The following is a 19964-nucleotide window of genomic DNA, read 5'->3' as shown; positions in this document are numbered from 1 at the left end:
CCGTATCGCTGTCACTCTTGCCGAGCCCTTGCCGCAGCGCCGTACACTGGCTGCGGGAGCGCTGGCACTCGAAACTGACGAGTGCCAGGCCAGAGGGCCTGGACCGGGTTGGAGGTGCGCGATGCTGAGCGAACGCCGGCTGGAAGTGCTGCGTGCCATCGTTCAGGATTACGTCGGCACCGAGGAGCCCGTCGGGTCGAAGGCGCTGACCGAGCGGCACTCGCTGGGGGTCTCCCCGGCCACCGTGCGCAACGACATGGCGGTGCTGGAGGAGGAGGGCTACATCGCGCAGCCCCACACCAGCGCCGGCCGCATCCCCACCGACAAGGGCTACCGGCTCTTCGTGGACAAGCTCGCCGGCGTCAAGCCGCTGTCGGGCGCCGAGCGCCGCGCGATCCAGAACTTCCTCGAGGGCGCCGTCGACCTCGACGACGTGGTGGCCCGCACCGTCCGGCTGCTGGCGCAGGTCACCCGGCAGGTCGCCGTCGTGCAGTACCCGTCGCTGACCCGTTCCTCGGTGCGGCACGTGGAGCTGCTGTCGCTGGCGCCGGCCCGGGTGATGCTGGTGCTGATCACCGACACCGGCCGGGTCGAGCAGCGCATCATCGACTGCCCGGGTCCGGTCGGCGAGACGGTCCTCGCGGACCTGCGCGCCCGGCTCAACAGCCGGGTCACCGGCAGCCGTTTCTCCGAGGTGGCGCCGAGGGTGCAGGACATGGCGGACGGCTTCGACCCCGACGACCGCCCGTCGGTCGGCACGGTGCTCGCCACCCTCCTGGAAACCCTCGTCGAGGAGAAGGAGGAGCGGATCATGCTCGGCGGCGCGGCCAACCTGACCCGCTTCCACCACGACTTCCCGCTCACGATCCGGCCGGTGCTCGAAGCGCTCGAGGAGCAGATGGTGCTCCTCAAGCTCCTCGGGGAGACCGCCGACGGCACCATGACCGTCCGGATCGGGCATGAGAATTTTCACGAGGGCCTCAATTCCACCTCCGTGGTGGCGGTCGGCTACGGTTCGGGCGACGAGGCAGTCGCCAAGCTAGGCGTGGTCGGACCGACCCGCATGGACTACCCCGGAACGATGGGAGCGGTACGCGCAGTGGCACGTTACGTCGGACAGATCCTGGCGGAGTCGTAGGTGGCCACGGACTACTACGCCGTACTCGGCGTACGCCGCGACGCGGGCCCGGACGAGATCAAGAAGGCCTTCCGCCGCCTCGCTCGCGAACTGCACCCGGACGTCAACCCGGACCCGAAGACGCAGGAGCGGTTCAAGGAGATCAACGCGGCCTACGAGGTCCTCTCCGATCCGCAGAAGAAGCAGGTCTACGACCTCGGTGGCGATCCGCTGTCGGCCGCGGGCGGAGGTGGCGGCGCGGGCGGCTTCGGCGCGGGCTTCGGCAACTTCAGCGACATCATGGACGCCTTCTTCGGGCAGTCCTCGCAGCGCGGCCCGCGCTCGCGCACCCGGCGCGGCCAGGACGCGATGATCCGGCTGGAGATCGAGCTGGACGAAGCCGCGTTCGGCACCACCAAGGACATCCAGGTGGACACCGCGGTCACCTGCGGCACCTGCAACGGCGAGGGGGCCGCGCCCGGCACCTCCGCGCAGACCTGCGACATGTGCCGCGGCCGCGGCGAGGTCTCCCAGGTCACCCGGTCCTTCCTCGGCCAGGTCATGACCTCGCGGCCGTGCCCGCAGTGCCAGGGCTTCGGCACCGTGGTGCCCACCCCGTGCCCGGAGTGCGCGGGCGACGGCCGGGTGCGCTCGCGGCGCACCCTGACGGTGAAGATCCCGGCCGGCGTCGACAACGGCACCAGGATCCAGCTGGCGGGCGAGGGCGAGGTCGGCCCCGGCGGCGGCCCGGCCGGCGACCTGTACGTGGAGATCCGCGAGCTGCCGCACGCCGTCTTCCAGCGCCGCGGTGACGACCTGCACTGCACCGTGACCATCCCGATGACCGCGGCCGCGCTCGGCACCAAGTGCCCGCTGGAGACGCTCGACGGCCTGGAGGAGGTCGACGTGCGGCCCGGCACCCAGTCCGGCCAGTCGATCCCGCTGCACCAGCGCGGCATCACCCACCTGCGCGGTGGCGGGCGCGGCGACCTCATCGTGCACGTCGAGGTGGTCACCCCGCACAAGCTCGACGCCGACCAGGAGGATCTCCTGCGGCGGCTGGCGAAGCTGCGCGGCGAGGAGCGTCCCACCGGGCAGTTCGCGCCCGGGCAGCAGGGGCTGTTCTCCCGGCTGAAGGACGCGTTCAACGGGCGGTAGGCCAGGGCCGCGGTCCGGGGTGGCCGGGTGGTCCGGGTCGCGCCGGTCCGGGCGGTCCGGGTGCCCCGCGGTGGTCCACCACGCGCCGCCGGGGCGGACCGCTCTGCCGCTGCGTGCCCGGCGGGGCGCGGGCGGCCCGCCGCCGGGGGCGGTGTCCCGCCCCCGCGCACCCCGCGTCGCAGGTCGCCGCACCCTACGTGACACGATGACGCCATGTCCGCGTTGACCGATCTCTCCTCCTTCTCGACGTACCCGATCGTGCAGGCTCCGATGGCCGGCGGCGCGTCCAACCCGCGGTTGGCGGCGGCCGTGGCGGGCGCGGGCGGCCTCGGCTTCCTGGCCGCCGGGTACAAGACGTCCGAGGCGATGTACCAGGAGATCCGGCAACTGCGGGACCACACCTCGCAGCCGTTCGGGGTGAACCTCTTCATGCCGCAGCCCGGCACCGTCGACCCGTCCGCGGTCGAGGTCTACGCGGAGCAGCTGTCCGGCGAGGCCGCCTGGTACGCGACGGCGCTCGGTGACCCGGAGGCCGGCTCCGACGACGGGTACGAGGCCAAGGTGGCGATCCTGCTGGAGGACCCGGTGCCGATGGTGAGCTTCACCTTCGGCTGCCCCGAGCGGGCCGTGCTGGAGGCGTTCACGAAGGCCGGCACGTACACCGTCGTCACCGTCACCACACCCGCCGAGGCGCTGGCCGCGCAGTGGGCCGGGGCGGACGCCGTGTGCGTGCAGGGCGTCGAGGCCGGCGGGCATCAGGGCAGCCACCGCGACGACCCGCAGCTCGACGGCGCCGGGATCGGGCTGCTGTCGCTGATCACGCAGGTCCGCGAGGTGGTGCGGCTGCCGATCATCGCCGCCGGCGGGCTGATGCGCGGCGAGCAGATCACCGCGGTGCTCGCCGCGGGCGCCGGCGCGGCCGCGCTCGGCACCGCGTTCCTGGTCTGCCCGGAGTCCGGCGCGCCCGCCCTGCACAAGCAGGCGCTCACCGACCCGGTGTACGCGCGCACCGAGTTGACCCGCGCCTTCACCGGTCGCCCCGCGCGCGGCCTGGTCAACCGCTTCATCCGTGAACACGGCCGCTACGCCCCGGCGGGGTATCCGCAACTGCACCACCTCACCCTGCCGGTCCGCCGGGCGGCCGCCGATCTCGGCGACCCGCAGGCGATGGCGCTGTGGGCCGGGCAGGGCCACCGGCTGGCCCGGGAGTTGTCGGCCGGCGCGCTGGTGGAGACCCTGGTCGCCGAGATGCACGCCGCCGAGGAGGCCCGCGCATGACCGCGCCGGTCTTCCTGGTCGGGCCGCAGGCGCTCGACGGCTCCCCGGCCCGGGTGCGGCTCGACGGCGCCGAGGGGCGGCACGCGGTCGCGGTGCGGCGGCTCCAGGCCGGCGAGGAGATCGTGCTCACCGACGGCGCCGGGCGCGGCGCGATCGGGGTGGTGGGCGAGGTCACGGGCAAGGACGCGCTGACCGTCGAGGTCCGCGAGCTGCGGACCGAGCCGGAGCCGGCCGTGACGGTCACCGTCGTCCAGGCGCTGCCGAAGGGCGACCGCGGCGAGCTGGCCGTGGAGACCATGACCGAGGCCGGGGTGGACGCCGTCGTGCCGTGGGCGGCGGCCCGCTGCGTCACCCAGTGGCGCGGCGAGCGCGGCGCCAAGTCGCTGGCGAAGTGGCGTTCCACGGCCCGGGAGGCGGCCAAGCAGGCGCGGCGGCTGCGGTTCCCGCCGGTCGCCGAGCAGGTGACGACGCGTCAGCTCTGCGCGCTGCTGGCCGAGGCGGACTTCGCGGCGGTGCTGCACGAGGAGGGAAGCGCCCCGCTGGCCGGCGCCGAACTGCCCGCGACCGGCTCGGTGGTGCTGGTGGTCGGTCCCGAAGGGGGCGTCGCGCCGGAGGAGTTGGCGCTGTTCGCGGAGGCGGGCGCGGCGTCCTACCGGCTCGGGCCGACGGTGCTGCGCACCTCGACGGCGGGCGTGGCGGCGGTCTCCGTGTTGATGGCCCGGACGTGCCGGTGGGGGTAAGGGACGGCGCGTCCGGGCCGGGCAGGGGCCGTAGGGCCCGTGGTCATGCGGGGGAGCGGGTCGAGCAGGTGGCGCGGCCGGAACGGCTGGAGCGGGTCGAGCGGGAAGGGCCGCCGGGCAGGTGAGGCCGACCCGGCGGCCCCGCCGTCAGGACTGCTTCCAGACCTGGTTGGCGCCGCCCGTGCAGTCCCAGATCTGCACCTGGGTGCCCGGGGTGGTGGACTGGTCGGTGTCGTCCAGGCACCTGCCCGAGGACGGGTTGCGCAGCGATCCGTCGGACTGCGGCTGCCAGACCTGTGCGCCGGTGCCGTTGCAGGTGTAGAGCTGCACCTTCGTGCCGTTGGCCGTTCCCGCCGCGGTGACGTCCAGGCACTTGCCGAGCGCGCGCACGGTGCTGTCGGCGCCGACGGTCCACTGCTGCGCGGTGGTGCCGTTGCAGGTGTAGACGTCGACCTTGGTGCCGTCGGCGGAGTTGGCGCCGCTCACGTCGAGGCACAGGCCCTGGTAGCCGACGATCGGGCCGGCCTGCGCCGCGTTGGCGGGCACCACCGTCCACAGGAAGGTGGTCGCGGCGCCGGCGCCTGCCCCGTCGTGGGCCGTGACGGTGACCGTGCTGGTACCGGCCTGCGTCGGGGTGCCGGTGACGGCGCCCGACGACGAGATCGACGTGCCGGCCGGCAGCCCGGTCGCGGTGAACGTCGGGGTCTGGCCGCTGGTGGTGTCGTGCGCGGCGACCTGCAAGGACACCGCGGAGCCGGTCAGGCCCTCCTGGGCGCCGGGAGCGGTGACCGTCAGCGGGGTGCCGAGCTGGGCCGAGGTGACGTTCAGAGTGCCGGTCAGCGGCAGGTTGCCGTCGGAGTCGCCGACCGAGATGCCGTAGGCGCCGGTCGCGGTGGTCCATGCGTCGCCGGACGCGCTGTAGGACCGCAGGTTCTGCTGGCCGACCGGGAAGCTGACGGTCTGGCTGGCGCCCGGCTGGAGGCTCACCCGGGCGAAGCCCTGCAGTTGCCGGGGCGGTTCGCCGTTGCCGGCCGGCTGGCCGACGTACAGCTGGGCGACGTCCGCGCCGGCCCGGGAGCCGGTGTTGGTGACGGTCGCGGTCACCGTGGCCGTGCCGCCCGCCGCCAGGGTGCCCACGTGCAGGTTGCTGAAGGAGAAGCTGGTGTACGACAGGCCGAAGCCGAACGGGAAGAGCGGCGTGAGGTTGTTGGCGTCGTAGTAGCGGTAGCCGACGTCGACGCCCTCGGAGTACTGCACCTGCCCGTTGGTGCCCGGCCACTGCGCGGTGGTGTGCGCGGGGACCTGGGAGAGGGAGGCGGGGAAGGTCACCGGGAGGTGGCCGGAGGGGTTGGTGTCGCCGAAGAGCAGCGAGGCGATCGCGGTGCCGTCGTTCTGGCCCGGGTACCACGCCTCCAGGACGCCCTTCACCGAGTTCAGCCACGGCATGGTCACCGCGGAACCGGTGTTGAGCACCACCACCGTGTTCGGGTTGGCGGCGGCGACCGCGGAGATCAGGCTGTTCTCCGAGGACGGCAGGTCGATGCCGCCCAGGTCGCTGCCCTCGGACTCGAAGTCGCTGGCGAAGACCACCGCGACGGACGAGGACGCGGCGAGCGAGGCGGCCGAGCTGGTGCTGGAGCCGCTGTCGTACTTCACGCTGATCCCGCTGCCGGCCCGGGAGGTGATGCCCTGGAGCGGGGTGACGGTGCCGCTGGAGCTGACCGCCGCGCTGCCGCCGCCGGCGGTCTGCGGGCTGGTGGAGGCGTCCGCGCCGATCACCGCGATGGAGCTGGTGCCCGAGCCGAACGGCAGGACGTTGCCGCTGTTCTTCAGCAGGACGGTGCCCTCGGCGGAGAGCTGCGTCGCGGCGTTCTTGTTCGCGGTGCTGGTGGCGGTCTGCCCGGGCGAGCCGGTGGGCGCCTTGTCGAACAGCCCGAAGGAGAACATCTCGGTGAGGATCCGGCTCGTCATCGTGTCGAGCGTCGCCTGGCTGACCGCGCCGGAGCCGACCGCGGTGGTCAGCGCGCTGCCGTAGTAGCCGTCGTTGCCCGGCATGTCCTGGTCCAGGCCGGAGTTGGCCGACGGCGCCGTGGAATGCGTGGCGCCCCAGTCCGAGGTCACGAAGCCCTGGAAGCCGAACTGCTGGCGCAGCGTGGTGTTCAGCAGGTAGGGGTTCTGGCAGGCGTAGGTGCCGTTGACCGTGCTGTAGGAGCACATCACGGAGGAGGCGGCGCCCTGCTGCACCGCGTCCTGGAAGGCGGGCAGGTAGATCTCCTGCATCGCCTTGTTGCTGATCACCGCGTTGTCCGACGGGGTGTTGCGGTTGGTCTCCTGGTTGTAGACGGCCAGGTGCTTGACCTGCGCCATCACCCCGGTGGACTGCACGCCCCGGATGTCCGCGGCGCCCAACTGGCCGTTGAGGTAGGGGTCCTCGCCGATGGACTCGAAGGCACGGCCCCAGCGCGGGTCCCGGTCGATGTTGATGGTCGGGCCGAGGTCGACGGTGGTGCCCTTGGCGGCCTGCTCGTTGCCGATCACCTGGCCGTAGGTCTGCTCGGCGGCGGTGTCCCAGGTGGAGGCGACGCTGACCGGCGCGGGCAGCTGCGTGACGTTGCCCATCCCGTCGGCGACGCCGGCCGGCCCGTCCTCGAAGTTCATCGCCGGGATGCACAGCGCGGGGATCGCCGGGGTGAAGCCGACGTAGCTGGAGCCACCGGATCCGGTGGCCAGCGACACCTTCTGGGCGGTGGTCATCTGCGCCAGTACCTGGGCGACCCGCTGCGGGATCGGCGCGGTGGAGTGCACCCAGGGACAGGCCGCGGCCGAGGCGGTGGGGGCGGCCTGCGCGGTGGGCGCGGTGACGGCACCGAGGACGCCGGTGCCGCCGGCCACCAGGGCCAGGACGGCCAGATACGGCGTTCGCCGTCTCGCCGATGTGCGGAACGTGTGCACGATGCCTCCAAGCATCTGCCGAGGGGGGTGTTCCGGTCGGGGTCGGGAGGATGGGGGCACCGGGGAATCGGAGCCCGGAGGACGTGGGGGTCCGGGGGATCGGGTGGGATCGGGTCAGCGGGTCCCGGCGTGCGGGGGTACGCCGTGGGGGTGGGCCCGGGGCCGCGACGGTGGCGCGGGTGCCGCGGGTTTCCCGGATCGCGTGCGGCTCGCGCGGCTGGTGCGACTCGTTCGGCTCAACAGGCTTCGGAACATGGACACATGCCCTTCGGTGACCGTGTGCCGCCGCGGCTGCGGGAGGGCGTGCTCCGTCCCGCGGCCGGGCCGCGGGTGGAGCGCTCCCAGGGTGCGCGTCCACGCACCCTTCCGTGCCGGACGGGAGAGCGGGAGTGCTGTTCGCCGAGCGGTGGACCTGCGGCCCGCCCCGGAGGGCCGGTCGTGTGCCCATGGTGCGGGTGTGATTGAACTCGCCTCCCGGTGCCGGGTCAAGGTCCGGGACCGCCTTTGCGACCGGCCCTTGACCCGCCGTCAGCACCCGCCCGGCTGCTTTCAAGGGGTGAATCCAGCCCCCGGGCACATCGGCCGAGAAAACGGTTCTTGCTTCAAGGAGATGAACACACAGGTCAGCCACATGGACGGCACCCGAACCCGGCAGGGTGGGGCGCCGCGCGGCCGGATCAGGACGGTCGGAAGCGGCCGGGAAGGGCGCGGTCCGGGGCGGTGGGCGGGGTCCGTTGCCGGTGTGTTTCAGGCGCCGGCCGCGCGCAGGGCGGCGACCGCCCGGGCGGCGGCGGTGCCGATCGCCGCGTTCACGGCGGCGTCGTCCGCGCCGGGACGGGAGCGGGTGAAGACGGCGGCGGCGTAGCGGCGGCCGTCGGGATGGGTGATCACCCCGATCTCGTTGCGGACCACGCCGAGCAGGCTGCCGCTCTTGGCGGCCACCGCGACGGGCCGGCGGAAGCCGGCGGCGAGGCGGTGCCGGGTGAGCTGGCGCGCCATCACCGCGCGGACCCGGGCGCAGGCTTCGGGCGGCCCGGCCTGGTCGGTCCAGATCAGCCGGAGCAGGCGGGCCATGTCGTACGGCGTGGTGCGGGTACCGGTCGTCGGGCTCAGGGTGGGCGAGGCGACCAGCAGCGCGTCGGCCCGGGCGTGGTCCTCGGCGGAGGCGGTCGCCGCCCACGTGTCGAGGTCGTTCCAGTCGGCCCGGCCGAGGTCGCGGGCGACCGCGTCCACCAGCGTCGCGAGGTCGGAGGTGACCACGGTGCCGGTCAGTCCGAGCCGGGCGGCGGTGGCGTTGACCGCGCCGGTGCCGACCCGGCGCAGCAGGGCGTCGGTGCTGGGGTTGTCGCTGATGGTGAGCATCAGCGTCACCATGTCCCGCAGGGACAGCGTGGCCTCGTCCGCGAACAGCGAGAGCCCGACCGGGCCGGGGGTGCGGCCCTCGGCCGGGAGCGCCACCTGCTCGCGCGGGTCCAGCCGCCCTTCCGCGAACCAGGTCTCCGCCTCCAGCGCGACCTGCACCTTCATCGTGGATCCGGGGGTGACCTGCCGGTCGGCGGCGAGGGTGAACTCGGCCGCGCCGTCCAGCGCTTGCACGCACAGCGCGATCTCGCAGCCGAGCCGGTCGAAGAGCTCGGCGAGGGTGCCGTCGTCGTCCGTCATGGGCCCGACCCTGCCAGACGCGGCCCGTCGCGCGGTGCGCGGGGTCCGGGGAACCAGACGGGGCCCCACCGCGAACGGCGGGGCCCCGTGCGGGAGTTCGGCGCTCAGCGCTTGGCGGCCGGGGAGAGGAAGGACTGCAGGTAGCCGGCGGCCGGCGAGCCGACGCCCGTCACCTCGTCGTATCCGGTGCCGGCGACCAGCGACGAGTCGTGGCCGAGGCTCTGGAGGGTGGTGTAGGTGCCCGCCGAGGTGTCCACGCCGTTGCGGTAGTCGACCCGCACCGCGGCCAGCTGCGTGCTGCCCAGCGGGTGGTCCGTGACGTCGTGGAAGGCGGCGGTGTCCATGCGGGCGTAGAGGGCCGGGTTGGCGAAGCCGATCGCGAAGCCCTGCGCCTGCTGCGCGAGCGCCTGGATGCCGGCGATCACCGGCGCGGCCAGGCTGGTGCCGCCGATCCTGAACTCGCCGTACTTCGTGGTGCCGTCGGGCCAGGTCTGGGTCTGGCCGATGAGGAAGCCGGTGGTGGGGTCGGCGACCGCGGAGATGTCCGGGACGGTCCGCATCGCGGGCCCGCCGCCGGCCTGCGCGAGCGCGGTCGGCACGGCGCCGCGCTGGTACGACGGCTGGACCGCCCGCGCGCTCACCCCGCCGCCGGCGCCGTCGTCGAAGGTGCCCGGCAGTGCCGTGCTCCACCGGGTGCCCGCGGCGTTCAGCCGCGAACTGGCGGTGCCCCAGCCGGTCTCCCACTGGTAGCCGTCGTCCGCGCCCACCGCGAGGGAGGTCCCGCCGACCGCGGTCACCCCCGGCCGCGACGCGGGCGTCTCGCTCTGCTTGACGCCGGTGGCCGCCTGGTCGTCGCCGTCGTCACCGCTGGAGAAGTAGAAGCCGATGCCCTCCAGCGCGCCCGTGGCGAAGGTCTGGTCGAAGGCCGGGTCCATCGCCGGGTCGGCGGTGTTCTCCGGCTCGCCCCAGGAGTTGCTGACGATGTCCGCGAGGTGGCGGTCCACGATGGTGTTCAGCGCCGACAGCAGATCCGAGTCCTGGCAGGAGGCCGCGCCGACGTACGCGATGTCGGCGTCCTGCGCCATCGCGTGCACCGCCTCCACGTCGAGCGACTGCTCGCCGTACCAGCCGGCCGCGCCGCACTCGTCGGTGTCGGTCCACTTCGCCGCGTCCACCGAGCTCAACTGGCCGCTGCGGTAGGCCGCGTCACCGTTGCGCCCGGCGTACGTCGTCGCGTCGGCGGCCAGCGTGGGGGAGTGGTACGCGTCCACGACGGCGACCTTCACGCCGCTCCCGCTCAGCCCGGAGCCGGTCACGCCGTACGCGCTGCGCAGCTGCTTCCCGGTGTAGCCCTTCACGGCGTACGGCTGCACGGCTCCGTACGCCTGCGGCACGTCGGTCGCGGGGTGGTCGCCCCAAGCCGTCGAGAACGGCGGGGCGTTGACGAACGCGGCAGTGGGCGGCGGCAGTTGGTCCTGCGGCCCGCCGGAGGGGGCGGCGGCGGAGGGCGTGGCGGCGGGGCCGCCGGTGTGCACGCCGCCCCGGTCGGCCTTGGGCGTCGCCAGGTGCGGGGTGTCCTCCAGGCCGGTCACCGTCAGCACCGCGTCACCCAGGTCCTCCGGGACCGACGCGGCCGCGACCGGGGCGGTGTAGAGGTGGTCGTCCTTCCGGTACTGGTGCAGCGTGGTGCCGAACGCGGTGTCGACGGCCGACGGGCTGCCCTGCACGGTGATCTGGTGGGCGTCGGCGCCGGTCACCCGGAAGCCCGCGCCGGTCAGCCAGTCGCGTACGGCCGCCTGCTGCTCGGGCGTGGCGCCGTAACGCGCCCTGACCTGCTGCGGGGTGAGGTACCGGCCGTACTGCGGCGAGGCCGGGTCGGAGACCGCGCGGGCGGCCGCCGCCAGTCCGGCGGGGTCCTTCCCGGCGAGGTACACGTGCGCGGTGACCGTCGTGCCGGTGGGTGCCTGGCCCTGGTCGGCGTCCGCGGTGGCCCAGGACGGCAGGGAGTCCGGCAGTCCGATCCGGCCGGCGGGCACGGTGGGTGCGGCGGCGGACGCGGCGGACGTGGCGGCGGGCAGGCCCGCCACCGCCAGACCCGCGCACACTAGTGATGCGGTACGTGCGAGGAGCCTTCGGCGCATGGACGGTCACCTCTCGTTGCGGAGATCACGGGGATCGGGGGGATGTGGGTCATGCATGACCGCCCGTGCGGGTCCGGCAACCCGCGTGCCTGCCGTTTGCCGCGGTCCGTACCTGAAACTTCATCAGTTCGGGTGGGGTCGCCGCGTGCCGCGACCTCCGGGACGCTTCGGGCGGCGGACCGCGCCCGCGCGGCGGCGCGCGCCGTGTCGACGGCCGTCCGCCAACTGGCCTACGGGGAGGCTCCGGAGGGGCGGACGGGTACGCCCCCGTACGCTTCCGGCATGGACATGCACCGGGGCATCCGCACCGTGGACGACGTACTCCGGCTGCTCGACGGGCTGTTCGCACCGGGGGCAGACCGGTGGACGGCGGACGGCGCCGGGTGGTGGGACGGCTTCTACGCCGACCGCGACCGGCCGGTGCCCTTCTTCGTCGACAAGCCGGACGAGAACCTCGCCGACTACCTCGACCGCGGCCTGGTCGCCCCCGGCCGCGCCCTCGACCTCGGCTGCGGCCCTGGCCGCAACGCGCTGTACCTCGCCGCCGCGGGGTTCGACGTGGACGCCGTCGACCTCTCGCCGGCCGCGATCGCCTGGGCCGAGGCCCGCGCGCGGGAGAGCGGCGCCGCCGTCCGCTTCCACCGGGGCGACGCCTTCGACCCGGCCGCCGTGCCGCTCACCGGCCGGTACGACCTGATCGTCGACTCCGGCTGCTTCCACCACCTGCCGCCGCACCGCCGGATCAGCTACCTGGACCTCCTGGACCGGCACCTCGCGCCCGGCGGGCACCTCGCGCTGGCCTGCTTCGCGCACGGCGCGATGGGGTCGGAGCTGCCCGACGCCGCCTTCTACGGCGAAGCCGCCCTGCACGGCGGGCTCGCCTACCGGCCCGAGGACCTGCGCCGGATCTTCGGCCACCTCGACGAGATCGAGCTGCGCCCCATGCGGGACGAGCCGCCCGGCTCGCCGCGGTTCGGCGAACCCTTCCTCCACACGGCCCTGTTCCGCCGGGACGAGGACGGCCCGGCGCGGGGCGAGGGCCCTCCCGCCCGGGACCGACTCCCGGCGCCCGCGCCCCCGGGACCGTTGCTCGGGGGCGCGGGCGGGACGGGCTAGCCCAGTTCCGGCAGCGGCGGGGCCGACTTCGCCGGGTTCGCCGCCAGCGCCTCCAGGGCCAGCGCGATGGCCCGGTCGAGCTGGGGGTCGCGGCCGGCGGCGTGGTCCTGCGGGGTGACGACCACCTCGACGTCGGGGTCGACCCCGTGGTTCTCCACGGACCAGCCGAACCCCTCGAACCACAGGGCGTACTTCGGCTGCGTCACCGAGGTGCCGTCGACCAGGTGGTAGCGGCTGTCGATGCCGATCACGCCGCCCCACGTCCGGGTGCCGACCACCGGGCCGATCCCGAGGGTGCGGATCGCCGCGTTGACGATGTCGCCGTCGGACCCGGAGAACTCGTTGGCGACGGCCACCACCGGCCCGCGCGGGGCGTCCTGCGGGTAGCTGAAGGGACGGCCGTGCCGCGGCAGGTCCCAGCCGATGACCCGGCGGGCCAGCTTCTCCACCACCAGCTGCGAGGTGTGCCCGCCGCGGTTCTCGCGGACGTCGACCACCAGCCCCTCCCGGGCCACCTCCACCCGCAGGTCGCGGTGGATCTCGGCCCAGCCGTTGCTGACCATGTCGGGCACGTGCAGGTAGCCGAGCCGCCCGCCGGACGCCGCGTGCACGTAGGCGCGCCGGTCGGCGACCCAGTCGTGGTAGCGCAGCGCCTCCTCGTCGGCGAGCGGGACCACGACCACGTGCCGGAGCGGGCCGCCCGCGGCGGGCGCGACGGTCAGCTCGACCGGCTTGCCCGCGGTGCCCACCAGCAGCGGCGCGGGGCCGGTCAGCGGGTCGACGGGCAGCGCGTCGACCGCGACGAGCGTGTCCCCGGCCCGGACCGCCACACCCGGCGCGGCCAGCGGTGAGCGCGCTCTCGGGTCGGAGGACTCCCCGGGCAGCACCCGGTCCACCCGCCAACCGCCGTCCTCCGCACGGGAGATGTCCGCACCGAGCAGGCCCTGGCGGCGGCGCGGGTCGCCCGAGCCGCCGGCCGCGGAGACGTACGCGTGCGACGTGCGCAGCTCGCCGTGCAGCTCCCACAGCAGGTCGACCAGGTCGTCGTGGGTGGCGACCCGGTCCAGCAGGGCGCGGTAGCGCGCGCCGATCGCGTCCCAGTCCAGGCCGCCCATGTCGGCCCGCCAGAAGTGGTCGCGGGCCAGCCGGTGCGTCTCGTCGAACATCTGCCGCCACTCGTCGGCGGGTTGGACGGTGACCCGGACCCGGGTCAGGTCGATGCTCACCGAACTGTCCGAGTCGTCGTCGGACTTGCTGTCCGCCGGTCCGACCCGCAGCCGCGACCCGCTGCTGACGAGTACCTTCGCGCCGTCGCCGGACACCGCGAAGTCGTCGACGTCGGAGGCGATCTCCTCGGTCTTCAACTGCCGCAGGTCGTAGCGCTCCAGGACGGTCTCGGGCGGGTCCGCGTCGGGTGTGGCCAGCGCCGACCCGAGAGTGCCGACGAGCGGGTGCCGCAGCCACAGCACCCCGCCCTTGGCGGACCGCAGCCCCGAGTAGTGCCCGGCCTCGACGGGGAACGGCACGATCCGGTCGGCGATGCCCTCCGCGTCGACCCGCGTGGCGCGCGGGCGGTCGCGCCGGCCCCGCCGGCCCGAACCGGCTTCCTCGGCACCGCCGTTGTCGCCGTCCGCACCGGAGTCGTCCGCATCGGAGGCGGCGTCCGGGTCGGCGTCGGAGCCGGTTTCGCCGGCGTCGTCCGGGTCGGTGCCGGGTCCCGGCTCCGGCCCCGTCGAGCCCGCGCTCGCACTCGCGCCGCTGTCGTGCCCGTGCTCGCCGTCGCCGTCCTCCTCGTCGTCGTACGGCCGCCCCTGCCGCTGCGGGCCGAACGGCGAGGGCGTGGTCGCGGCGAGCGTGATCAGGTACGGGCGGCAGGCGTTGGGGAAGGAGAGGTCGAAGACGTGCGCGTCGTAGACCGGGTCGAAGGCCCGCTCGGACAGGAACGCCAGATGCCGGCCGTCGGCGGTGAAGGCGGGCGCGAAGTCGGTGAAGCGCAGCGGGGTCGCGTCGACCACGGCGAGGTCGGCGGTCGAGGCGAGCTTGACCTGGCGCAGCGCGCCGGGGCCCGGCTGGGACCAGGCCAGCCAGCCGGAGTCGGGGGAGAAGGCCAGGTCGCTGGCGTCGCCGGCGTTCCCGGCCGGGTCGGGCGTCGGCGCCGGGTCGGCGTCCCCCTCGGGCGAGCCGCCGGTCGGCACCTCGCGGACCTCCCCGGTCTGCGTGTCGACCAGCAGCACCCGCCCGTCGTGCGAGGCCACGGCGATCCGGTGGCCGTCCGGCGACACCTCGATCTCGTGCACCCGGCCCAGCCGGCCCGCGGCCAGCCGGCGCGGCGTGGCGCCGGCGGGCAGCCCGGTGGCCGGGGCGATCTCCAGCGCGTCGTCCCCGTCGGCGTCGGTCACCCACACCACGTGCTGGTCCTCGCCCTGCGCGAACACCCGCGGATGGCGGGTGCGGACACCGGGCTGCGCCGCGAGCACCCGGGCCGGGCCGCCCCGGTGGGTGACCCAGTGCGTGGTGCCGCGCACCTCCACCGCGCTGCCGCGGCCGGTACGGTCCGGGCGCGCCTCGCCCAGGAACGCGGACGTGCGCACCGGGTGGGGCTGCAGGTCCGCGCGCTGGCCGCCGAGCGCGAGCTCCAGCGGCCGCGGGCGCGCGTCCGCGTCGAGGCTGTCCAGCAGGTGGAGAGTGCCCCCGGAGACGTAGACGATCCGGCTGCCGTCGGTGCCGGCCTGCCGGGCGTAGAAGCCGCCGAGCGGGGTGTGGCGGCGCAGGTCGCCGCCGTCGGGCAGGCTGGAGTACACCGCGCCCTGGCCCTCGTGGTCGGAGAGGAACGCGATCCTGCCGCCGACCCACATCGGGCACTCGATGTTGCCGTCGAGCCCTTCGTGCACCCGGCGGAAGTCGCCGCCGCCGGTGGGGTCGAGCCACAACTTGCCCGCTGTGCCGCCCCGGTAGCCCTTCCAGTACGCCGCCTCGCGCCCCATCGTCACCGACTGGAGCAGCACCGCGCCGTCCGGGCCGTAGGCGAGGTCGCCGAGCGGGCCGAGCGGCAACTTCCGTGCGGGGCCGCCGTCCAGCGGCAGCAGGTGCGCCCAGGTGCGGCGGATCGACGCCTCGCCGGCGGTGGTCACCACCACCAGCTCGCCGTCCGGTGTCCAGGTGCGCACGCCTGTCAGGGCGTTGCCCCAGTACGTGAGGCGGCGCGCGGGTCCGCCCGCCAGCGCCGCGACGTGCACCTCGGGCGCGCCGTCACGGGTGGAGGTCCACGCCACCGACGTGCCGTCCGGGGAGATCCGGGGCCGGCGGACCGGCATGTTGTCCGCACTGACCCGCCAGGCCCGGCCGCCGTCCAGGGGCGCCACCCACACGTCGTCCTCGGCGGTGAAGACGACCAGGTCGCCGTGCGGATGCGGGTACCTCGGATACGAGGGCTGTGCGGGGCCCGGAGGGCGCGCGGAGAGCGAGGACTGCGTCACCACGCCAGCCTAACCACGATCAACTGCCCTGAGCAGTGGCCCTCAACAGTTGCCGAGGCCGTGTACGTCGAACACGGTGCGGCCGTCCACCGCGCCGGTCAGGTGGCCCTGGACGCATTTGAGGTCCGACTGCCGGGTCACGTCCCCCTTCACGGTGATCTTCTTCTGGTCGTTCGTCCGTCCGACGCAGTCGACCTTCGGGTCCTTCGTGTCCTCGCTCGCGCTGCACGACAGCCACTGCACCTTGACGTGGTCTTGCTTCAGCGCCTTGGTGGCCAACTGATCAGTGGTCACGGAGACGTTGGAGCTGTTCAGCCCGTCCACCGGATCGCAGGCCGCGACCGCCGCGATCACCAGGACGGCGCCCGCCGCCCCCACTCCCCAGTCCTTCGCGAAGCGTCCCATCCCCCCACGATGCTCCTCTCCCTCGCTGCCGGGCATCCCCCACACGGTGGACGTCGGCCCTTACGGGGCCGGGGCCGTCCGGGCCGCTACGATGCCCGGGTGGCCGGTCGGCGGTGGCGCCGGGCGGCACGACGAGCCGGAAGACGAAGGGGTGCCGCGGTGGCGGGAGAAGCGCAGCCGGACTGCCTGTTCTGCAAGATCGTGGCCGGGGAGATCCCGGCGACGGTGGTCCGGGAGACCGACACCACCGTGGCCTTCCGGGACATCAACCCGCAGGCGCCGACCCACGTGCTGGTGATCCCGCGGGTGCACTACGCGAACGCGGCCGAGCTGGCCGCGGGCGACCCGGCGGCGGTCGTGGACGTGCTGCGCGAGGCCGGAGAGGTGGCCGCGAAGGAGAAGGTGGTGGACTCCGGCTACCGGATCGTGTTCAACACCGGTCCGGGCGCGGGCCAGACCGTCTTCCACGCGCACGCCCACGTGCTGGGCGGCCGCGACCTCCAGCGGCTGGTCTGAGCCGGGCGGCGGGCGGGGGGCCGTACCGGCACCCGCCCCTTCCGGCCCGCGACCGACGACCGTAAGGGCAGCGGCACCCGCACCATGTCACCGCGCGAACTCGTCGTCCTCGGCACCGCCAGCCAGGTGCCGACCCGGCAACGCAACCACAACGGCTACCTGTTGCGCTGGGACCGTGAGGGCATCCTCTTCGACCCCGGCGAGGGCACCCAGCGGCAGATGACGCACGCCGGGGTGACCTCCCACGACCTGACCCGGATCTGCGTCACGCACTTCCACGGCGACCACAGTCTGGGCGTGGCCGGGGTGGTGCAGCGGATCAACCTGGACCGGGTGCCGCATCCGATCACCGCGCACTACCCGGCGAGCGGGCAGCGGTACTTCGACCGGCTGCGGCACGCGACCGCGTACTACGAGAGCGTGGAGCTGCGCGAGCAGCCGGTCGACGCGGACGGCCCGATCGCCACCGGCGCCGGCTTCACGCTGTCGGCCAGGCGGCTGTCGCACCCGGTGGAGGCGTTCGGCTACCGGCTGGACGAGCCGGACGGGCGGCGGATGCTCCAGGAGCGGCTGGCCGAGCACGGCATCGCGGGACCCGACATCGGCCGGCTGCAACGCGAGGGCGCGCTGCGCGGGGTGGCGCTGGACGAGGTCAGCGAGGTCCGCCCGGGGCAGTCGTTCGCGTTCGTGATGGACACCCGGATGTGCCCGGCGGTGCCCGAACTCGCCGCCGGCTGCGACCTCCTGGCGATCGAGTCGACCTTCCTCGACGAGGACGCCGGGATCGCGGAGGAGTACGGCCACCTGACGGCGGGCCAGGCCGGCCGGGTGGCCGCGGAAGCGGGTGTGCGCCACTTGGTGCTCACCCACTTCTCGCAGCGCTACCCCGACCCCGAGGACTTCGGGCGGCAGGCCCGCGCGGCGGGCTTCACCGGCGAACTCACCGTGGCCCACGACCTGATGCGCGTCCAGGTGCCCCGCCGCCGCGCAGAGGACGGCTGAGGACCCGCCGGAAGGCGAGGGCGAACGGCCCTACGGCAGGTAGTACATCGGGTTCGGCAGCTTGAACGACCGGTCCGCGTGACCGCCCGACAGGTCGCTGTACTGGTCACCGAAGTTGCCGACGATGTCGTAGCCCAGCGACTCGATGTGCGCGCGGGTACCGGACTTGTACTCGATGGTGGTGCAGGTCGCGCCGCACGGCAGGTACGACGGCGGCGTGGCGGTGTTCTTCAGGTACAGGTGCGCGGTGTCGGCCGCCGGCTGGAAGCCCGACGCGGTCAGGTTGCGCACGGTGTCCGCCCGCTGCGACTCCGGCCGGCCGGTGATCCAGAAGACCGTGATCCCCTTGGCGGCGGCCCAGTTGGTGAGCGTGTCGATGCCGAACACCGCCGGCATGTTCTTGGTGTCCAGGTACGCCTGGTTGCTCGCCGGGGTGTAGTTGAAGCCGACCTCCAGCTCGTAGTTGTACGTGAGCAGGCTGGTGTCGTCGACGTCGAGCACGATCGCCGGCTTCCCGCCCTTGCCGTGGCCCTTGTCGTGGCCGGCGCCCGCCTCCGCGTGCGCCAGGTACGCCTTCGCCTTCGCCTCGATCCCGGCGACCTGCTTGGCGTAGTTGCTGGTCGCGGACGCCTGGTGCTCGCCCGACGTGTCGACGGTGTCGCCGTAGTACGCCTTGATCTGGTTGACGACGTCGGTCAGGTTGGGGATCTGCTGGTCGCTGCGCGGCACGGAGTTGTCGGCGGTGGCGACCCCGACACCGTAGAACGTGGCGCCGAGCGTGGCCGCGGCGGCGGCGACGGCGAGCGCGCGGGTGCGCAGGGACAGACGGGCACGGGGCATGGCGGTGCTCCTTCAGAGCTCGTTGGTGCGGCGGAATGTAGACCCCGGCATCCGAGCAGGTCAAGGAGTATCTACGCGCGTGGCGGTCCGTGCGGGGGCAGTTGGCGGTTTCGCCTGCGTTAACCCGCAGTTCAGGCGTGGTGCGGTGGTGCGTTCACCATCCTGCGGCGGTGAGGACGCGGCTCGCCGCCGCCGCGGAGTCGACCAGCGGATGGTGGACCAGCGCGCGCAGCGCCGCCGCTCGCGAACCGGTGGCCGCCGCCTCGATCGCCGCGCGCTCCACCGACTTCAGCGCGAGCATCAGCCCGGCCTGGTGCTCGTCCGGCGCGGCCACCGGCAGCGGCCGGGCCCCGAACGCGCCGACCTCGCACGGCACTTCGACGACCGCGTCCGGGTCGAGCAGCGAAACCGCGCCGCCGCCGGGCACGTTGAGGATCAGCACGGTGCGCTCGTCGCGGGCGACGGCCCGCATCAGGGCGAGCGCCACCTTGTCGTAGCCGCCGCCGTCCAGGTCGTGCGGGTCGCGCTGCCAGCCGCCGGTGGCCGCGCGGTTCTCGGCCATGTAGGTCTCCTCGCGCTCCCGCCGGGTGCGTTCCCACAGGTCGAAGGGCGTCGGTCCGCCGCCGGCCCGGTCCGCGCGGTCGGCCGCGGCGAAGAAGTCCGACTGCTGGCGGTGCAGGAACTCCCCCCGGGTGGCCTCGGCCGTGCGCACCGCCGCCAGGGCCTCCCGGCGGAAGTAGTAGTAGTGCAGGTACTCGTTGGGCAGCGAGCCGAGGGCCCGCAGCCACTCCGGGCCGAACAGCCGGCCCTCCTCGAACGTGCCGAGCGCCGCCGGGTCCGCGAGCAGACCGGGCAGCAGGTCCCGGCCGTCCGCGGTGAGCCGGCGCAGCCAGCCGAGGTGGTTCAGGCCCACGTAGTCGTAGGAGAAGCCCGGGGCGTCCGGGTCCGCGCCCGCCGCGCGGGCGGCGCGGCGCACCAGTCCCACCGGGGAGTCGCAGATGCCGATGACGCGGGGGCCGAGCACGCGTGCCATCGCCTCCGTCACCATCCCCGCGGGATTGGTGAAGTTGATCAGCCAGGCGGCCGGGGCGAGGGCGCGGACGCGTTCCGCGATGGTCATGGCGACCGGGAGGGTGCGAAGGCCGTAGAGCACGCCGCCCGCGCCGACGGTCTCCTGGCCGAGGAGGCCCTCCGCGAGGGGGAGCTGCTCGTCCTGGACCCGGCCCCGGGTGCCGCCGACGCGGATGGCCGAGAACACGAAGTCCGCTCCGCGCAGGGCGTCGTCCAGGTGCGGCTCGATGCGTACGTGGGGGCCTTTTCGGGCTGCGCCCGTTTCTGCTTGCGCCTGTGCGGCGAGGACTTTCGCGATCACTCCCAGGCGGGTGCGGTCCGTGTCGTACAGGACCAGTTCCGTGATCGTGGGGTCGCCCAGGAGGGCCCTGTGTACCAGGGGGACCCGGAATCCGCCGCCACCCAGAATTGTCAGCCGCACCCGGGTGAGCCTAGCGGGTTCGCCCGCCCAGCCCGTCCGCCCAGCCCCTTGAGCCCGTCCCCGGACCTT

14 protein-coding genes are annotated in these 19964 nt (G+C 74.2%); 7 read left to right on the top strand and 7 right to left on the bottom strand.

Going from position 1 to position 19964, the window contains the following annotated elements; all coding sequences use genetic code 11:
• The first annotated feature begins 121 nt into the window (after window positions 1-121).
• The 4 genes from hrcA to C4U44_RS29835 all read left to right on the top strand — a co-directional run bounded on the left by hrcA (window position 122) and on the right by C4U44_RS29835 (window position 4293).
• The gene (hrcA, locus tag C4U44_RS29850) at window positions 122-1138 is read left to right on the top strand and encodes a heat-inducible transcriptional repressor HrcA (RefSeq protein ID WP_103889161.1); all 1017 of its coding nucleotides are present in this window, start codon (window positions 122-124) and stop codon (window positions 1136-1138) included.
• Complete coding sequence (gene dnaJ / locus C4U44_RS29845; protein ID WP_103889160.1) at window positions 1139-2275, top strand: molecular chaperone DnaJ; 1137 nt, start codon at window positions 1139-1141, stop codon at window positions 2273-2275. It begins immediately after the preceding gene.
• 213 nt (window positions 2276-2488) lie between these two features.
• On the top strand, window positions 2489-3553 hold the full coding sequence (locus C4U44_RS29840; protein ID WP_103889159.1) for a nitronate monooxygenase: 1065 nt from the start codon (window positions 2489-2491) through the stop codon (window positions 3551-3553).
• Window positions 3550-4293: a 16S rRNA (uracil(1498)-N(3))-methyltransferase gene (locus C4U44_RS29835; RefSeq protein ID WP_103889158.1), complete on the top strand. Its 744-nt coding sequence runs from the start codon at window positions 3550-3552 to the stop codon at window positions 4291-4293. The genes C4U44_RS29840 and C4U44_RS29835 overlap by 4 nt, the downstream gene beginning before the upstream one ends.
• 147 nt (window positions 4294-4440) lie before the next feature.
• Here C4U44_RS29835 and C4U44_RS29830 read toward each other — a convergent pair whose 3' ends face one another.
• The 3 genes from C4U44_RS29830 to C4U44_RS29820 all read right to left on the bottom strand — a co-directional run bounded on the left by C4U44_RS29830 (window position 4441) and on the right by C4U44_RS29820 (window position 11048).
• On the bottom strand, window positions 4441-7245 hold the full coding sequence (locus tag C4U44_RS29830; RefSeq protein WP_200823452.1) for a glycoside hydrolase family 3 C-terminal domain-containing protein: 2805 nt from the start codon (window positions 7243-7245) through the stop codon (window positions 4441-4443).
• 747 nt (window positions 7246-7992) lie between these two features.
• A complete protein-coding gene (locus C4U44_RS29825) occupies window positions 7993-8907 on the bottom strand; it encodes a serine hydrolase (RefSeq protein WP_103889156.1) in 915 nt (304 codons plus the stop codon).
• A 104-nt stretch (window positions 8908-9011) separates the two neighbouring features.
• On the bottom strand, window positions 9012-11048 hold the full coding sequence (locus C4U44_RS29820; protein ID WP_103889155.1) for a S53 family peptidase: 2037 nt from the start codon (window positions 11046-11048) through the stop codon (window positions 9012-9014).
• A 288-nt stretch (window positions 11049-11336) separates the two neighbouring features.
• On the opposite strand from C4U44_RS29820, the gene C4U44_RS29815 reads away from it, so the two are divergent.
• Window positions 11337-12164, top strand: coding sequence for a class I SAM-dependent methyltransferase (locus C4U44_RS29815; RefSeq protein WP_103889272.1), 828 nt, complete (start codon window positions 11337-11339; stop codon window positions 12162-12164).
• On the opposite strand, the gene C4U44_RS42865 is transcribed toward C4U44_RS29815, so the two are convergent.
• A complete protein-coding gene (locus C4U44_RS42865; protein WP_235032457.1) occupies window positions 12161-15640 on the bottom strand; it encodes a S41 family peptidase in 3480 nt (1159 codons plus the stop codon). The genes C4U44_RS29815 and C4U44_RS42865 overlap by 4 nt on opposite strands.
• A 42-nt stretch (window positions 15641-15682) precedes the next feature.
• Window positions 15683-16045 (bottom strand): hypothetical protein, encoded by a 363-nt coding sequence (locus C4U44_RS29805; protein WP_103889154.1) that lies wholly within the window; start codon window positions 16043-16045, stop codon window positions 15683-15685.
• A gap of 159 nt (window positions 16046-16204) precedes the next feature.
• Between C4U44_RS29805 and C4U44_RS29800 the strand changes: the two genes are divergently transcribed.
• Window positions 16205-16561, top strand: a complete 357-nt coding sequence (locus C4U44_RS29800; RefSeq protein WP_103889153.1) for a histidine triad nucleotide-binding protein — start codon at window positions 16205-16207, stop codon at window positions 16559-16561.
• Between the two features lie 84 nt (window positions 16562-16645).
• Entirely contained in the window at window positions 16646-17563 is a 918-nt protein-coding gene (locus C4U44_RS29795; RefSeq protein WP_103889152.1) for a ribonuclease Z, read from the top strand.
• Window positions 17564-17593: 30 nt separating this feature from the next.
• Here C4U44_RS29795 and C4U44_RS29790 read toward each other — a convergent pair whose 3' ends face one another.
• Together C4U44_RS29790 and C4U44_RS29785 are read right to left on the bottom strand one after the other, a co-directional pair.
• Window positions 17594-18403, bottom strand: coding sequence for an HAD family acid phosphatase (locus tag C4U44_RS29790; RefSeq protein ID WP_103889151.1), 810 nt, complete (start codon window positions 18401-18403; stop codon window positions 17594-17596).
• Window positions 18404-18557: 154 nt separating this feature from the next.
• Window positions 18558-19895, bottom strand: coding sequence for a family 4 glycosyl hydrolase (locus C4U44_RS29785; protein WP_103889150.1), 1338 nt, complete (start codon window positions 19893-19895; stop codon window positions 18558-18560).
• Between the last annotated feature and the right edge of the window lie 69 nt (window positions 19896-19964).

Source organism: Actinacidiphila yanglinensis, from assembly GCF_900107965.1.
In the GTDB taxonomy this organism is placed as follows: domain Bacteria; phylum Actinomycetota; class Actinomycetes; order Streptomycetales; family Streptomycetaceae; genus Actinacidiphila; species Actinacidiphila yanglinensis.
The sequence above is the reverse complement of the archived record's forward strand: the minus strand, read 5'-3'. Positions and strand labels throughout refer to the sequence as shown.

Coding starts and splice junctions, on each gene's coding strand:
- C4U44_RS29815 (WP_103889272.1), top strand. CDS start 11,337: ATGCACCGGGGCATCCGCACCGTGGACGACGTACTCCGGCTGCTCGAC.
- C4U44_RS29840 (WP_103889159.1), top strand. CDS start 2,489: ATGTCCGCGTTGACCGATCTCTCCTCCTTCTCGACGTACCCGATCGTG.
- C4U44_RS29825 (WP_103889156.1), bottom strand. CDS start 8,907: ATGACGGACGACGACGGCACCCTCGCCGAGCTCTTCGACCGGCTCGGC.
- C4U44_RS29790 (WP_103889151.1), bottom strand. CDS start 18,403: ATGCCCCGTGCCCGTCTGTCCCTGCGCACCCGCGCGCTCGCCGTCGCC.
- C4U44_RS29795 (WP_103889152.1), top strand. CDS start 16,646: ATGTCACCGCGCGAACTCGTCGTCCTCGGCACCGCCAGCCAGGTGCCG.
- C4U44_RS29805 (WP_103889154.1), bottom strand. CDS start 16,045: ATGGGACGCTTCGCGAAGGACTGGGGAGTGGGGGCGGCGGGCGCCGTC.
- C4U44_RS29835 (WP_103889158.1), top strand. CDS start 3,550: ATGACCGCGCCGGTCTTCCTGGTCGGGCCGCAGGCGCTCGACGGCTCC.
- C4U44_RS29820 (WP_103889155.1), bottom strand. CDS start 11,048: ATGCGCCGAAGGCTCCTCGCACGTACCGCATCACTAGTGTGCGCGGGT.
- hrcA (WP_103889161.1), top strand. CDS start 122: ATGCTGAGCGAACGCCGGCTGGAAGTGCTGCGTGCCATCGTTCAGGAT.